This is a genomic window from Mesorhizobium sp. Cs1299R1N1 (assembly GCF_037179655.1).
In the GTDB taxonomy this organism is placed as follows: domain Bacteria; phylum Pseudomonadota; class Alphaproteobacteria; order Rhizobiales; family Rhizobiaceae; genus Mesorhizobium; species Mesorhizobium salmacidum.
In genome coordinates this window covers 219,883-233,118 of sequence record NZ_JAPYKR010000002.1, presented here as the reverse complement: position 1 = coordinate 233,118, position 13,236 = coordinate 219,883, and the positions used below count along the sequence as shown (strand labels likewise).

Here is a 13,236-nt window from a genome sequence, read left to right as displayed (position 1 = left end):
GGGCCGCAACGCGGCGGCCCTTGTCCAGAATGCAGTCTGGGTGTTCAGCAATACGACAGATCAGCTGCCGCTGCCTGCGGTGTTCATCGCGGTACCGATAGTGGTAAACTTGGCATTGATTGCATTGCCGAGGGCGCCGGCGCCGGTGATGATGGCGAGCGCGATGAGAGCGGCGATCAGACCATATTCGATGGCGGTCGCGCCGGATTCGTCCTTCACGAAACGTGCGATGAGATTAGACATTCGAGAGCTCCTACTCCACGTGTTACAGCACTTCCGTCAACTTCTGTGATGGTTGATCGGATGCTGCCAATCTAGGGAGAAGCTCTTTCAATCGGCTTAATAAACAGCCTTACCGATTCCTTTCCCGGCTCGAACCGAGTGCGTGGTTAACTCTACACTAAGCGCTGGCTAATATTCCGTTTCGCGGGTCAACGCCGTAAAAGGCAAGGGCTTGCGGAAGCTTGCGGGCCCTGCGCGCATCCGGCCATGCCGGTAGCCATGCCGACCGCCACATCCGGCGGCGGCAAGCCGACTTAACCGTTGGTTCACCAATCTCGTTCATGTTCCGTTGAACAGTCCGCTTGCGTGGAGCGCCTTGATGGCCGTGCCGAAATCCTCAATCCTGATTGCCGCGCTTCTTGTCGCCGCCAGCTTGATTACGACCGCCAGGGCTGGCGCCGACATCGAGGTCACCATGAATCAGGCTAAGATCGTGAAACTGTCGCGCCCCGCCGATACGATCGTCGTGGGTAACCCGGCAATCGCCGACGCTTCCGTCCAGGATGCCTCGACGATCGTGCTCACCGGCAAGGGTTTCGGTGTCACCAATCTCGTCGTTCTCGACCCGGACGGCAGCCCGATCGTCGACGCACAGGTTACCGTGGTCCGCCAGGCAGCCTCGTCGGTTCGCATTTACCGGCGCGCGGATGTCCAGACCATGTCGTGCACACCCTATTGCGAAAGCTCGTACAAGAGCGAGGCGGAGAAATCGTCCGAAGCCGAGATGAACCTCAGCAAATAGGCTGCACGGAGTGCGCCATGGCCCAGGTTACCGCCTGGTTAAAACGCCCGCGCCGACTTTAACGATCATTCAAACCGGACCTCAATCGGTTTGCGCTAGTAGACCTGTCAGCACCGTCCAGGGATGGCAGGAACATCGCATGAGCATGGAATTCAGCTCGACAGGTCAGCACAAGATGGAGCGCACCAGATCTTTCAGGCGCTTCGTGCGCGACCGGCGCGGCAGCACGGCGCTGGAGTTCGCGCTGCTTGCAATGCCGTTCGCACTCCTGGTGTTCGCCATCCTCGAAAGCTGCATCTCGTTTGCCAGCCAGGAGGTGATGGCCAACATCACGGACGATGTCGCACGCCGGCTGCGCACCGGCCAGTTGAGGGCCGCCGACATCGCCGGAGATAGTTTGAAGAACATGATCTGCGACAAGCTGGAAATCATCGTTTCCCAGGATTGTCCCAATCAGTTGAGCGTCGATCTTCGCCAGTACACGGCGTTCTCCGACGCGGCTTTGGCCGGCTTCAGGATTCAGGGCGGTGACATCAAGCTGACGAACAGCGGCGCCGATGTGCCCTTTGCCGTCACGGCGGGTGCGGCGGAATCAAAGAACATGCTGCGGGTCTTTTACAAATGGCCGATCATGACCGACCTGATGGCGCAGTCGATGGGGGGTAACAAAACCCTGCATTTCGCTTCAGTGACCTGGCAGAACGAGCCGTTCGACAATTGAGACTATCACGCAAGCACCAACAAGAAAAAAGGCAACGAGTATGATGCGTGCGGGGGCACATCTGGGAATTGCAGGGCTCTGGGGCAAATCGGTCCGGTTCTGGTCCAATCGCCGCGGCGTCGCGGCGGTCGAGTTCGCGCTTATCGCGCCTATCCTGCTGGTCATGTATTTCATGACCTTGGAGGCTTCGCAGGCCATAGAGACAAGCAAGAAGGTCAGCCGTGTCGGCAGCATGGTCGCCGATCTCGTGACGCAACAGCCGAGCATCGTCAAGGCGGAGCTCGATGCCATCATGAAGATCGGCAGCGTAACCCTTCAACCCTACAACCGCTCGACGCCGGACATCACCATCACGGCCATACAGGTCACCACCGATGCCACCCCGAAGGTGCTGGTGGTGTGGTCGCGCAAGGTGGTCAACGGTGTGAACGGCGTCGGAGCCACCGCCGGCACCGCGACCACGGTTCCGGCAACCCTCAAGGTCCCTGGCACGTTCCTCGTCCGCGTGGAAAGCAATCTGGGCTATTTGCCGATCATCGGCTGGACGACGGACAGCCAGCAGAAGCTTGGATTGACCCCGTCTCTCACCACGAAGATTCCGATGGGCGAAACCTATTATCTGCGCCCCCGCAGGAGCGTTACGATCCCTTGCGGCGACTGCTGAAGGACTTATCGCCGCCCACCATCGACCGACACCAGGCGCACAAAGGCCTCCGCCGTGGCATAATCTTTTGAAACCACGGGCATGAAGCCGCCGGCATGCTTCGATTCCAGAAGATCGTAGACATCCGGCGTCGTCGATTTGAGGTTGGTGAGGAACACGGTCAGCCGACGCTTGGCTTCCGGATCGAGATCGCTGCGCACCGCATGGGGACCGTATCTCAGCAGACCCGACGTCCACACAACCCGAAGGGCTGACGCCGAAAGCCCTGATGCCTCGAGCCTTGCCTGCGTGCCCCCTGACAGCCGCGGCTGGCCGTCGGCCGCTGCCTTCACCCAGCCGAACATGGCGTCGGCCTCGCCGTCGACGAGCATGGTTTCGGCCGCCGACGCCGAGGGGGCATGGACAAGAAACCGTGCATCTTCGGCGATCTCGACCTGTTCGGCAGCCAACCCCGCCAAGGGCAAAAGAGAACCGCCGACGCTATCCGGCGGCGGCATGGCGACCCGGTGGGTCTCCATATCGGCCAAGCCGCGCAGTTTGCCATCCCTGGTCAGCAGTACCGAGCGGATGCCGGCCACACCGTCGGAATCGACCGGAGCCACGAGCGGCTCGATGCATCCGCAGCGTTGCCGCGCCGTGGCGTAGGCGGTCGCCGAATAGATGGCGTATTCGATCCGTGCATTGGCCTGTCCCTCGATCAGTGCCGCATAATCGCGGGCAACGACGAACTCGACCTTCATGCCGAGCGCATTGGTAAAGGCTTGCGTCAACACCGTCAGCCCCGGAACGGTGTTGCCGGCGCCGGGCTCGGCGACGATGCCGATGCGAAATGTGCCTATATCATCGCGCCAGTCTGCCCACGCCGGTTCACACCAGAACGCGTTCACAGCCATGAAGGCGGTCCATGCCTTGAGCGCAGCCGACAGGACCGTCCCGCCTCTTGTTCCGTCCATGGATCCCTCGTCACAACACCTGATCGTTGTGTCTCGTTGCCAAGACCGCCAGGCACATTGGGGCGACATGGATCCCTAGCTTGTCCATGTCGTTATCCCCAAAACCGCTGCGTACTTTGGGCGACATGGATTCCTAGCTTATCCATGTCGTCATCCCAAAACCGCTGCGCACTTTTGGGCGACATGGACTTGACTATCGCGCCAAGCCGTTGCCGTTTGGTTTCCGAATTGCCAAGGCCGCCGCGGAACCCTATGTCTGGGTGTCCACACTGGCAACAAATGACCCGATGGCGCGTGCTTTCCTCTTCGTCCTGGATTCCTTCGGCATCGGCGGCGCGGCCGACGCTGAAAACTATGGCGATGCCGGCGCCAACACGCTGGCGCACATCGCCGAAGCCTGCGCCGAAGGGCGCGCGGATCGCGAAGGGCTTCGTCAGGGACCGCTGTTCGTCCCCAATATGGCATCGCTGGGACTTGGCAAGGCGGCCGAGACCGCGACAGGACTGGGGTTTACGCATTTCGGGACGGACCTGCTCGCCAATGCCTTCCATGGCGCGGCGCAAGAGATTTCGAGCGGCAAGGACACGCCTTCCGGCCATTGGGAGATCGCAGGCCTGCCGGTGCGCTTCGACTGGGGTTATTTCCCCGACACGGTTCCCGCCTTCCCGGCCGACCTGACCGAGGCGATCATCCGCGAGGGCAAGGTGCCCGGCATTCTCGGCAATTGCCATGCGCCAGGTACCGAGATCATCGAGCGGTTCGGCGAGGAACATATCCGCACCGGCAAGCCGATTTGCTACACGTCGGTCGATTCCGTCCTGCAGATCGCCGCGCATGAGGTCCATTTCGGCCTCGAGCGGCTCTATGAATTGTGTCAGGTGGCGCGCCGGCTGGTCGACCCGCTGAGGATCGGACGGGTGATCGCGCGCCCCTTCGTCGGCGAGACATCAGCCACGTTCGAGCGAACCTACAATCGCCACGACTACGCCGTGCCGCCACCCGAGCCGACATTGCTCGACCGGCTGACGGCGCGCGGCAGCCGCGTCATCGCCGTCGGCAAGATCGGCGACATCTTCGCCCATCGCGGGATCTCGCAAGTCCGCAAGGCCGCGGGCAACATGGCCATGTTCGACCAGGCGCTGGTCGCGATGGACGAGGCCACCGACGGCGACCTCGTCTTCGCCAATTTCGTCGATTTCGATACCGAATTCGGCCATCGCCGCGACGTCGCCGGTTATGCCGCCGCACTCGAGGCCTTCGACCGGAGACTGCCGGAGGCATTCGCGAAGCTGAAGCAGGGCGACCTTCTCATCCTGACCGCCGATCACGGCAACGATCCGACCTGGCACGGCACCGATCATACGCGTGAGCGCATTCCGGTCATCGGCACTGGACCCGGCCTCAAAGGCGGCGACATAGGGCTTAGGGCGACATTTGCCGATATCGGCGAGACCGTTGCCGAACATCTCGCGCTGACGCGCGGCCGCAACGGCATTTCCTTTTATGCCTCGATTGGCGGCCATGCCTGAACTACCCGAAGTCGAAACGGTCCGGCGCGGTCTGCAGCCGGTCCTGGAAGGTGCCCAACTGGCCGAGGTCGAGATGAGACGGCCCGACCTGCGGTTCCCCTTCCCCGAACGGTTTTCGGAGCGGCTGACCGGCAGGACGATCACGGCGCTTGGGCGGCGGGCCAAATATCTGACCATGCATATGCTGGGCGGTCCGGTGCTGATCTGCCATCTCGGCATGTCCGGCTCCTTTCGCATCGAGACCGGCGACGCCGGCGAGACACCTGGCGTGTTCCACCATGAGCGCTCGAAGAGCGCGGCGCACGATCATGTCGTGTTCCATGTCGTTTCCGCGGCCGGCGGGCGGTCACGTGTGATCTTCAACGATCCGCGCCGCTTCGGTTTCATGCTGTTTGCGCAAGAGCCGCCGGAGACGCATCCGATGCTCGCCGGACTGGGCGTCGAACCGACCGGCAATGCGCTGGACGGCGTTCTGCTTGCCTCGTTGCTGAAAGGCCGCAGATCGCCGCTCAAGACAGCACTTCTCGACCAAAGGCTGATCGCCGGCTTAGGCAATATATATGTCTCGGAGGCGCTCTGGCGCGCCGGCCTGTCACCGCTACGTGAGGCGGGCACCATCGCAAGGCCAGGCAAGAAGGCCAGGGAACAAAGCGAACGCCTCGCCGAGGCGATCCGCTCGGTCATATCAGATGCCATCGCGGCCGGCGGGTCTTCACTGCGCGACTATATGCACACCGATGGATCGCTGGGTTATTTCCAGCATTCCTTCGCCGTCTACGACCGCGAGGGTGAGCCTTGCCCCAAGCCTGGCTGCGGCGGCCATGTCGAACGTATCGTGCAGAGCGGACGCTCGACCTTCTATTGCCGGACCTGTCAGACGTGAGCTAGACCGGTGTCGAGCAAGGAGGAACAGCCAATGGCCTATGAGACGATCATCACCGAGAGGCGCGGTAAGGTCGGACTGATCACGCTGAACCGGCCAAAGGCGCTCAACGCGTTGAATTCCCAGATCCTCGCCGAACTCGTCGCAGCCGTGAACGTTTTCTGCGCCGATCCCGGCATCGGCGCCATGGTTGTTACCGGCTCCGACAAGGCCTTTGCCGCGGGTGCCGACATCAAGGAAATGCAGGCAATCTCCTATGCGGATGCCTACAGCCAGGACTTCTTCGTCGGCTGGGAAGAGTTCACGCGGGCGCGAAAGCCGATCATCGCGGCGGTGGCCGGCTATGCGCTCGGTGGCGGGTGCGAACTGGCGATGATGTGCGATTTCATCATTGCCGCCGACACGGCGAAATTCGGCCAGCCGGAGATCACGCTCGGTGTCATTCCCGGCATGGGCGGGTCGCAACGCCTGACCCGGTTCGTCGGTAAATCGAAAGCGATGGACATGTGCCTGACCGGGCGGATGATGGATGCCGCCGAGGCCGAACGTTCGGGCCTTGTGTCGCGGGTCGTTCCGGCCGGCGAGCTGGTCGAGGAGGCCGTCAAGGCGGCGGCCAAAATAGCCGATTTCTCGCTGCCGTCGGTGATGATGGCCAAGGAAGCCGTCAACCGGGCCTATGAGACGACGCTTGCCGAGGGATTGCGCTTCGAACGCCGCCTGTTCCATTCGCTTTTCGCGCTCGAAGACCAGAAGGAAGGCATGGCGGCGTTCACCGAAAAACGGAAGCCCAATTTCACCAACCGGTAGGGCGTCGCAGGCCGGCGACCGAAACCCGTGGCATTGGCCAAAAAGAACGCCAGGCGGCGTTGACGCGCCGGAAAAGCTGAACTATAAGCCGCACCAACCGAGGCGGCCCCGTGGCTGCCCGTTTGTTTTTTGCGCCCTGCGGCACGCCGCGTGCGCCGACCAGATCAGAAGAGAGGCATCATGGCCAACACATCCTCGGCCAAAAAGGCAACGCGCAAGATCGCCCGCCGCGCGGCGATCAATAAGAACCGCCGCTCGCGCGTCCGCACCTACGTCCGCCAGGTCGAGGAGGCACTCGCCTCGGGCGACAAGGCCGCCGCACAGGCCGCCTTCAAGGCTGCCGAGCCGGAATTGATGCGCGCCGCGACCAAGGGCGTGATCCACAAGAACACGGCATCCCGCAAGGTGTCGCGCCTCGCCCAGCGCCTCAAGGTGCTGTCGGCCTGACATCGCCTTCTCAGGACGATCTTCTTCGAACCCGGCCGATCGCGCCGGGTTTTTTCGTTTGCCGGCAAGTACTTAAAAAGAATAGCCGGAAACAACTGCAAATGCAGAGTCCACAGTTTGAAATGGTTTGCCGGCACATTCATGCCCACTGATGATCGGAACGCTTGAAAAGCGTCGACTTAAAAAACCATGTCCATCAGAAATAACTGATACTTTTCCAATAGTTAGCGACGGTCATCCACAGCTTGTCCACAACGCGCCGAAGGGACGGGAGGACAACTGGCTGTCAAGTGAATTATTTCAGAAAATTTCGCGCCGGTCCGGCTTTTTCATATTCGTCGGAAAAGGGTTTGAATCACAATGGCTTTGTCAAAATACAGCACTGCGGCATGGCGCTCCAACCCGCCCGAGGTAACCAGATTCCTTAAAAATCCGTTAGACGTGGCCTTGCCCTATCCACAGCGATTTCGGTAATGTCGATCTATCGAAAGAGACGGGCCTCTGGCCCTTAACCAGTCTGACGCGGCCAGCTTAAATTGGCGGGATTTGCGACGCGGATCAAGTCCGCGGACGGGGATGGTTTGCTCTTTTTCGATACGGTAGGGGACTGGCGTAACTAGACATGGCAGGTAGGACGGCGCGCCGGCGCTCTTTCGCCGGACGGTGTTGTATTGCCCTGACATACCCAACGCGGGCTGGCTTCCATGAGCCGGCACCGGTTCCCTTGGATGGTGGGCGACGTTCATTGCCGGCGGCGGCAACGGGCATCGTAGCGAAGACACGGTCGCTGGAAAAAGGATGCAGGAGGCGCATCCCCAGCGAAAAACAGGTACAGAAAGGCAAGGAACTCGATCATGCAGAGCGGCATCGAAAGGGAGCTTACGGGCGACCTCCCATTTCCTGGAACTTTGATCGGAGCAAACGAGATGGCGGTCTCCAGCGACGCGGAACAGAAGTTCGACCGGGTCAAGGCCCAGTTGAAGGCGCGCTTGGGAACCGAAGTCTATTCCAGCTGGTTCGGCCGCATGAAAGTCGCGGAAGCTTCCAAGGGCATTGTCCGCATCTCTGTGCCCACCGCGTTCCTGCGCTCGTGGATCAACGGCCACTATCACGATCTCATTTCCGAGCTGTGGAAGCACGAGGATCCCGAGCTTCTCAAGATCGAGATCGTCGTGCGCACCGCGACCCGTCAGGGGCGCAGCCAGCCCGAACCGGAATTGGCGCCGGCGCGCAAGATGACGCGGCAGACGCAGACGGCGCTGGCCGCCGGCACGGTCAGCCCAGGCAGGGTGGAGCGGTCTCCCGTGCCGCGTCCGGGCGTGCCGGTCGAGAGCGAGTTCCGCCACAATGTGCTGGGATCACCGCTTGATCCACGTTACACGTTCGGCTCCTTCATCGAAGGGCCCTCGAACCGCGTCGCCTTCGCCGCCGCCAAGGCCGTGGCGGAATCTCAGTCGAGCGCGGTGCGCTTCAATCCGCTTTTCCTGCATGCCACCGTCGGGCTCGGCAAGACGCACCTCTTGCAAGCCATCGCCGCGGAATCGCTGAAGCAGAACCCGAAGTCGCGCGTCGTCTATCTCACCGCCGAGTATTTCATGTGGCGCTTCGCCACGGCGATCCGCGACAACAACGCATTGACGCTCAAGGAGCAGCTGCGCGACATCGACCTCCTGATCATCGACGACATGCAGTTCCTGCAGGGCAAGTCGATCCAGCATGAATTCTGCCATCTGATCAACATGCTGCTCGACAGCGCCAAGCAGGTCGTCGTCGCGGCCGACCGGCCACCGTCGGAGTTGGAATCGCTCGAGCCGCGGGTCCGTTCGCGCCTCAATGGCGGCGTCGCGCTCGAAATGTCGGCACCCGATTTCGCCATGCGACTCGGCATGCTCAAATTGCGCCTGGCCACAGCCAGGATCGACGATGCATCGCTCGACATTTCCGAAGAGATCCTCAACCACGTTGCCCGCACCGTGACCGGCAGCGGACGTGAACTGGAAGGCGCCTTCAACCAGCTCTTGTTTCGCCAGTCGTTCGAGCCGCAGATCACCATCGACCGCATCGACGAGATCCTCGGCCATATCTATCGCACAGGCGAGCCGAAGAGGGTCCGCATCGAGGACATCCAGCGCATCGTCGCGCGCCACTACAACGTCTCGAAGACGGAATTGCTGTCCAACCGGCGCACGCGCACCATCGTCAAGCCGCGGCAGGTCGCCATGTACCTGTCGAAGGTGATGACGCCGCGCTCGCTGCCGGAGATCGGGCGGCGTTTCGGCGGCCGCGACCACACGACGGTGCTGCACGCCGTGCGCAAGATCGAGGACCTGTCCGGCAATGACAACACGCTGGCGCAGGAACTGGAATTGCTGAGAAGGCTGATCAACGACCAGGCCTGACCGGCCAGAACGGCCCGCTTGCAGGGTTGGCCAGCTTTATCCCCAGAAAGCCCGCGTAACCGGCCCGAACCGGTGGCGCGGGCTTGCGCTCACTGGTTTTTTCCTGTCAGTTTGCGTAGATTCTGAAGCCTGTTCAGACCTTTTGCGGGGCGCCGGTAGCCGGAGACCCGTTCATTCATTCAAGCGAGCCTGTTTCGTCATGCGTGTTATCCTGGAACGGTCAAATCTCCTGAAGTCGCTCAACCACGTCCACCGCGTGGTCGAACGGCGCAACACCATACCGATCCTGTCCAACGTGCTGCTCAGCGCCGAAGGCGCCAGCCTCGAAATGAAGGCCACCGATCTCGACCTGGAGGTGACGGAAGCGACGCCCGCCAAGGTCGAGCGCGGCGGCGCGACGACCGTCCCGGCGCACTTGCTCTATGACATCGTGCGCAAGCTTTCAGACGGCGCCGAGGTGATGCTGAAGACGGATGAGGACGGCAACGCCATGACGGTTACGTCGGGCCGCTCCAGCTTCCGCCTGCAGTGCCTGCCGCAATCCGACTTCCCCGAGCTTTCGGCGGGATCCTTCTCGCATATTTTCCGTCTCGATGCGGTGGCGTTGAAGGGCCTGATCGAGAAGACGCAGTTCGCCATCTCCACCGAGGAGACGCGCTACTATCTCAATGGTATCTACCTGCACACGCATGAAGTCGGTGGCAAGCTGAAGCTGCGCTCGGTGGCAACCGACGGCCACCGCCTGGCGCGCGCCGAGATCGACGCGCCGGCGGGTTCGGAGGGCATGCCGGGCATCATCATTCCGCGCAAGACGGTGAGTGAGTTGCAGAAGCTGGTCGACGATCCGGATGTCGCCGTGACCACCGAACTGTCCGACACCAAGATCCGCTTCACCATCGGCAGCGTCGTCCTGACCTCGAAGCTGATCGACGGCACCTTCCCGGACTATCAGCGGGTCATTCCGACCGGCAACGACAAGAAGCTGATCCTCGACCGCCAGAGCTTCGCTGCCGCGGTCGACCGCGTCTCGACCATCTCTTCCGAACGCGGCCGCGCGGTGAAGCTCTCGATCAGCGAAGGCCAGGTGACGCTTGCCGTCAACAATCCGGATTCAGGCAGCGCCACGGAAGAACTGGCTGCAGACTATTCGTCCGACCCGATCGAAATCGGTTTCAATGCGAAATATCTGCTCGATGTCGCCGCGCAGCTGACCGGCACGGAAGCCAAATTCATGCTGGCCGATGCCGGTTCGCCAACGCTGATCCACGACATGGCCGACGAGACCGCGCTTTACGTGCTGATGCCGATGCGGGTATAGCCGGCGTCGCCTGACGATACGGCCGGCGGCGGACATTGGTTGCGGTGACTTCCACAGGCGGATAGCGGTTGCCGGCACAAACCCACATAAGTAAGCTTACGCTTACCAATTTTCGCAACTACGCAAGCCTGGCGATAGATTTTGCTCCGGGCGCCGTGGTCTTTTCCGGCGACAATGGTGCCGGCAAGACCAATCTCCTCGAAGCGATCTCCTTTTTGACCCCGGGGCGCGGCTTGCGCCGCGCGCCTTACGGAGATGTGGCCCGTGAGGGTGGCGATGGCGGCTTTGCCCTGCATGCCCGGCTCGATGGACCTGACGGCGAGATCGAGATCGGCACCGGCATTTCCGGAGGCGACACGGCGGAGAGCGGCAGGCGGGTGCGTATAAACGGAGCCGCCGCCCGGGCCGAGGACATGCTGGAGTGGCTGCGGGTCGTGTGGCTGACGCCGGCGATGGATTCGTTGTTCACCGGACCGGCCGCGGATCGCCGGCGCTTTCTCGACCGACTGGTGCTGGCGATCGATCCCGGACACGGCCAGCGTGCGCTCGACTACGAGAAGGCGATGCGGGGCCGTAACCGTTTGCTGACGGAAGGCTCACGCGATGCCGGCTGGTTCGAGGCGATAGAGACGCAGATGGCGGAGACCGGCGTGGCGATCGCCGCGGCGCGCGCCGAAATGGTGCGGCTGCTGGCCGCCATGATCGGCAGGCTGCCCGACACGGGGCCGTTTCCGCAGGCTGATATCGGCCTTTCGGGTGACCTGGAGGCCGAGATTGCCAATGCACCGGCGGTCGATGTCGAGGAGCGGTTCCGGCGGGCGCTTGCCGATGGCCGAGACCGTGACCGTGCCGCCGGACGCACCCTCGAAGGCCCGCACCGCTCGGACCTCGTGGTCCGGCACCGGCCCAAGGCCATGCCGGCCGAACTTTGCTCGACCGGCGAACAGAAGGCACTGCTGGTCGGTGTCGTGCTGTCGCATGCCCGGCTGACCGGCGAAATGTCCGGCCTGACGCCGATCCTTTTGCTCGACGAGATCGCGGCGCACCTCGATGCCGGACGGCGCGCGGCACTGTTCTCGATCCTGGAGGAACTGAACTGCCAGGCTTTCATGACGGGAACCGATGCGGCGCTGTTTTCCAGCCTGCATGGCCGCGCGCAGTTCCTGACGGTCGACCATGGCACGGTTGGGCCAACCGAAGACCCCTGACAAGGTTTTTCGGCCGCTATATGGTCCTGATATGACCACTGCGCTCACCGCCGACGAGATCGAACGTTATGCCCGCCACATCGTGCTGCCGGAGGTCGGCGGCGCGGGCCAGCAGAAGCTCAAGCAGGCGCGGGTCCTGGTGATCGGCGCCGGCGGGCTCGGTGCGCCGGTGCTTGAATATCTCGCCGCGGCCGGCGTCGGCACGCTCGGCGTGATCGACGACGACACAGTTTCGCTCTCCAACCTGCAACGCCAGGTCATCCATGGCACCGATACGATCGGCATGCTGAAAACCCAGAGCGCCGAGGCGGCGATCGCCCGTATCAATCCCAACATATCAGTCGAAACGCACACGTTCCGGCTGACCGCGGAGAACGCCCCTGCCCTCGTCGCCAAGTACGATATCGTCGTCGATGGGTCCGATAATTTCGAGACGCGTTATGTGGTGGCCGATGCCTGCGCGGCCGAAGGGAAGCCGCTTGTGCATGCGGCCGTCGGACGTTTCGACGGCTCGGTGACCGTGCTGAAGCCTTTCGAAAACGGCAGCGACGGCAAGCCAAACCCGAGCTATCGGGATCTGTTTCCCGAAGCCCCGCCGCCGGGCCTGATGCCGTCCTGTGCGGAGGCCGGGGTGCTCGGCGCACTGACCGGGGTCATCGGCACGCTGCAGGCGATGGAGGCGATCAAGCTGGTGACCGGCATAGGCGAGCCGCTGATCGGCAGGCTGCTGCTCTATGATGCGCTGGCCGCGCGCTTCGAGACGATCCGCTACAAGAGACGCTGATCTTGGAACAATCCCGTATTTCGATCACGCAGATCCCGGCCGATTTCTGCCGCTGGGGTGATGTGCTTGCCCTCATCATGCGTGCCTTCGCCTTCATGGAAGGCATCATCGACCCGCCGTCGTCGGCTCACCTGCTCACAGTCGATGCGCTACGCGCCAAGGCCCTGTGGGAGACGGGCTTTCTGGCACTCGACGGCGACGACAGAATCGTGGGCTGCGTTTTTGCTCTTGAAAGGGCTGACGGTCTTTATATCGGCAAGCTCGCCGTCGCCCCGGACCGCCAGGGGCAAGGCATTGGCCGGCGGCTGATGCAAGCGGTCGAGGACCTGGCCCGCAGCCGCGGCAAGTCCGCCATCGAGCTCGAGACGAGGATCGAGCTCACCGCAAATCATGCCGCCTTTGCCCGGCTCGGCTTTCGCGAGACCGAACGGACGGCGCATGACGGCTATGACAGGTCGACGTCCATCACCATGCGCAAAACGATCTCATAAAACGGCGA

The 13,236-nt window shown here is 62.4% G+C and carries 14 protein-coding genes; 12 read left to right on the top strand and 2 right to left on the bottom strand.

The window, feature by feature from the left end:
• Positions 1 to 60: 60 nt before the first annotated feature.
• Positions 61 to 243, bottom strand: a complete 183-nt coding sequence (locus O7A70_RS04595; RefSeq protein ID WP_140507625.1) for a Flp family type IVb pilin — start codon at positions 241 to 243, stop codon at positions 61 to 63.
• 358 nt (positions 244 to 601) lie between these two features.
• Here O7A70_RS04595 and O7A70_RS04590 point away from each other — a divergent pair, with 358 nt between their 5' ends.
• From O7A70_RS04590 to O7A70_RS04580, 3 genes are all read left to right on the top strand, one after another.
• Positions 602 to 1,024 carry a pilus assembly protein N-terminal domain-containing protein gene (locus tag O7A70_RS04590; protein ID WP_337139300.1) on the top strand — a complete coding sequence of 141 codons (423 nt, stop codon included), beginning with the start codon at positions 602 to 604 and terminating at the stop codon, positions 1,022 to 1,024.
• Between the two features lie 139 nt (positions 1,025 to 1,163).
• On the top strand, positions 1,164 to 1,745 hold the full coding sequence (locus O7A70_RS04585) for a TadE/TadG family type IV pilus assembly protein (RefSeq protein ID WP_337139298.1): 582 nt from the start codon (positions 1,164 to 1,166) through the stop codon (positions 1,743 to 1,745).
• Positions 1,746 to 1,785: 40 nt separating this feature from the next.
• Positions 1,786 to 2,409, top strand: a complete 624-nt coding sequence (locus O7A70_RS04580) for a TadE/TadG family type IV pilus assembly protein (protein WP_337139296.1) — start codon at positions 1,786 to 1,788, stop codon at positions 2,407 to 2,409.
• 5 nt (positions 2,410 to 2,414) lie between these two features.
• Here O7A70_RS04580 and O7A70_RS04575 read toward each other — a convergent pair whose 3' ends face one another.
• Positions 2,415 to 3,335, bottom strand: a complete 921-nt coding sequence (locus tag O7A70_RS04575) for a phosphate/phosphite/phosphonate ABC transporter substrate-binding protein (protein ID WP_337139676.1) — start codon at positions 3,333 to 3,335, stop codon at positions 2,415 to 2,417.
• 314 nt (positions 3,336 to 3,649) lie between these two features.
• Between O7A70_RS04575 and O7A70_RS04570 the strand changes: the two genes are divergently transcribed.
• The 9 genes from O7A70_RS04570 (at position 3,650) to O7A70_RS04530 (ending at position 13,228) form a co-directional block, all read left to right on the top strand.
• Complete coding sequence (locus tag O7A70_RS04570) at positions 3,650 to 4,891, top strand: phosphopentomutase (protein ID WP_337139294.1); 1,242 nt, start codon at positions 3,650 to 3,652, stop codon at positions 4,889 to 4,891.
• Positions 4,884 to 5,774 carry a bifunctional DNA-formamidopyrimidine glycosylase/DNA-(apurinic or apyrimidinic site) lyase gene (gene mutM, locus O7A70_RS04565; protein WP_337139292.1) on the top strand — a complete coding sequence of 297 codons (891 nt, stop codon included), beginning with the start codon at positions 4,884 to 4,886 and terminating at the stop codon, positions 5,772 to 5,774. Before O7A70_RS04570 ends, mutM begins: the two co-directional genes overlap by 8 nt.
• Before the next feature lie 33 nt (positions 5,775 to 5,807).
• Positions 5,808 to 6,581, top strand: a complete 774-nt coding sequence (locus tag O7A70_RS04560; protein WP_337139291.1) for an enoyl-CoA hydratase — start codon at positions 5,808 to 5,810, stop codon at positions 6,579 to 6,581.
• Between the two features lie 180 nt (positions 6,582 to 6,761).
• Positions 6,762 to 7,028, top strand: a complete 267-nt coding sequence (gene rpsT, locus O7A70_RS04555; protein WP_027026587.1) for a 30S ribosomal protein S20 — start codon at positions 6,762 to 6,764, stop codon at positions 7,026 to 7,028.
• An 854-nt stretch (positions 7,029 to 7,882) separates the two neighbouring features.
• Positions 7,883 to 9,427: a chromosomal replication initiator protein DnaA gene (dnaA, locus tag O7A70_RS04550; RefSeq protein ID WP_337139289.1), complete on the top strand. Its 1,545-nt coding sequence runs from the start codon at positions 7,883 to 7,885 to the stop codon at positions 9,425 to 9,427.
• Between the two features lie 199 nt (positions 9,428 to 9,626).
• Positions 9,627 to 10,745: a DNA polymerase III subunit beta gene (gene dnaN / locus O7A70_RS04545; protein ID WP_027142016.1), complete on the top strand. Its 1,119-nt coding sequence runs from the start codon at positions 9,627 to 9,629 to the stop codon at positions 10,743 to 10,745.
• A gap of 68 nt (positions 10,746 to 10,813) precedes the next feature.
• Positions 10,814 to 11,953 (top strand): DNA replication/repair protein RecF, encoded by a 1,140-nt coding sequence (gene recF, locus O7A70_RS04540; RefSeq protein WP_337139287.1) that lies wholly within the window; start codon positions 10,814 to 10,816, stop codon positions 11,951 to 11,953.
• Between the two features lie 31 nt (positions 11,954 to 11,984).
• Positions 11,985 to 12,737: a molybdopterin-synthase adenylyltransferase MoeB gene (locus O7A70_RS04535; RefSeq protein ID WP_337139285.1), complete on the top strand. Its 753-nt coding sequence runs from the start codon at positions 11,985 to 11,987 to the stop codon at positions 12,735 to 12,737.
• A gap of 2 nt (positions 12,738 to 12,739) precedes the next feature.
• Positions 12,740 to 13,228 carry a GNAT family N-acetyltransferase gene (locus tag O7A70_RS04530; protein ID WP_337139284.1) on the top strand — a complete coding sequence of 163 codons (489 nt, stop codon included), beginning with the start codon at positions 12,740 to 12,742 and terminating at the stop codon, positions 13,226 to 13,228.
• Positions 13,229 to 13,236 lie beyond the last annotated feature (8 nt).

Bases quoted from the DNA above. Each gene is read 5' to 3' on its own strand.
- O7A70_RS04595 (WP_140507625.1), bottom strand. From the start codon at position 243: ATGTCTAATCTCATCGCACGTTTCGTGAAGGACGAATCCGGCGCGACC.
- dnaN (WP_027142016.1), top strand. From the start codon at position 9,627: ATGCGTGTTATCCTGGAACGGTCAAATCTCCTGAAGTCGCTCAACCAC.
- rpsT (WP_027026587.1), top strand. From the start codon at position 6,762: ATGGCCAACACATCCTCGGCCAAAAAGGCAACGCGCAAGATCGCCCGC.
- dnaA (WP_337139289.1), top strand. From the start codon at position 7,883: ATGCAGAGCGGCATCGAAAGGGAGCTTACGGGCGACCTCCCATTTCCT.
- O7A70_RS04560 (WP_337139291.1), top strand. From the start codon at position 5,808: ATGGCCTATGAGACGATCATCACCGAGAGGCGCGGTAAGGTCGGACTG.
- mutM (WP_337139292.1), top strand. From the start codon at position 4,884: ATGCCTGAACTACCCGAAGTCGAAACGGTCCGGCGCGGTCTGCAGCCG.
- O7A70_RS04570 (WP_337139294.1), top strand. From the start codon at position 3,650: ATGGCGCGTGCTTTCCTCTTCGTCCTGGATTCCTTCGGCATCGGCGGC.
- O7A70_RS04580 (WP_337139296.1), top strand. From the start codon at position 1,786: ATGATGCGTGCGGGGGCACATCTGGGAATTGCAGGGCTCTGGGGCAAA.
- O7A70_RS04590 (WP_337139300.1), top strand. From the start codon at position 602: ATGGCCGTGCCGAAATCCTCAATCCTGATTGCCGCGCTTCTTGTCGCC.
- O7A70_RS04585 (WP_337139298.1), top strand. From the start codon at position 1,164: ATGAGCATGGAATTCAGCTCGACAGGTCAGCACAAGATGGAGCGCACC.
- O7A70_RS04535 (WP_337139285.1), top strand. From the start codon at position 11,985: ATGACCACTGCGCTCACCGCCGACGAGATCGAACGTTATGCCCGCCAC.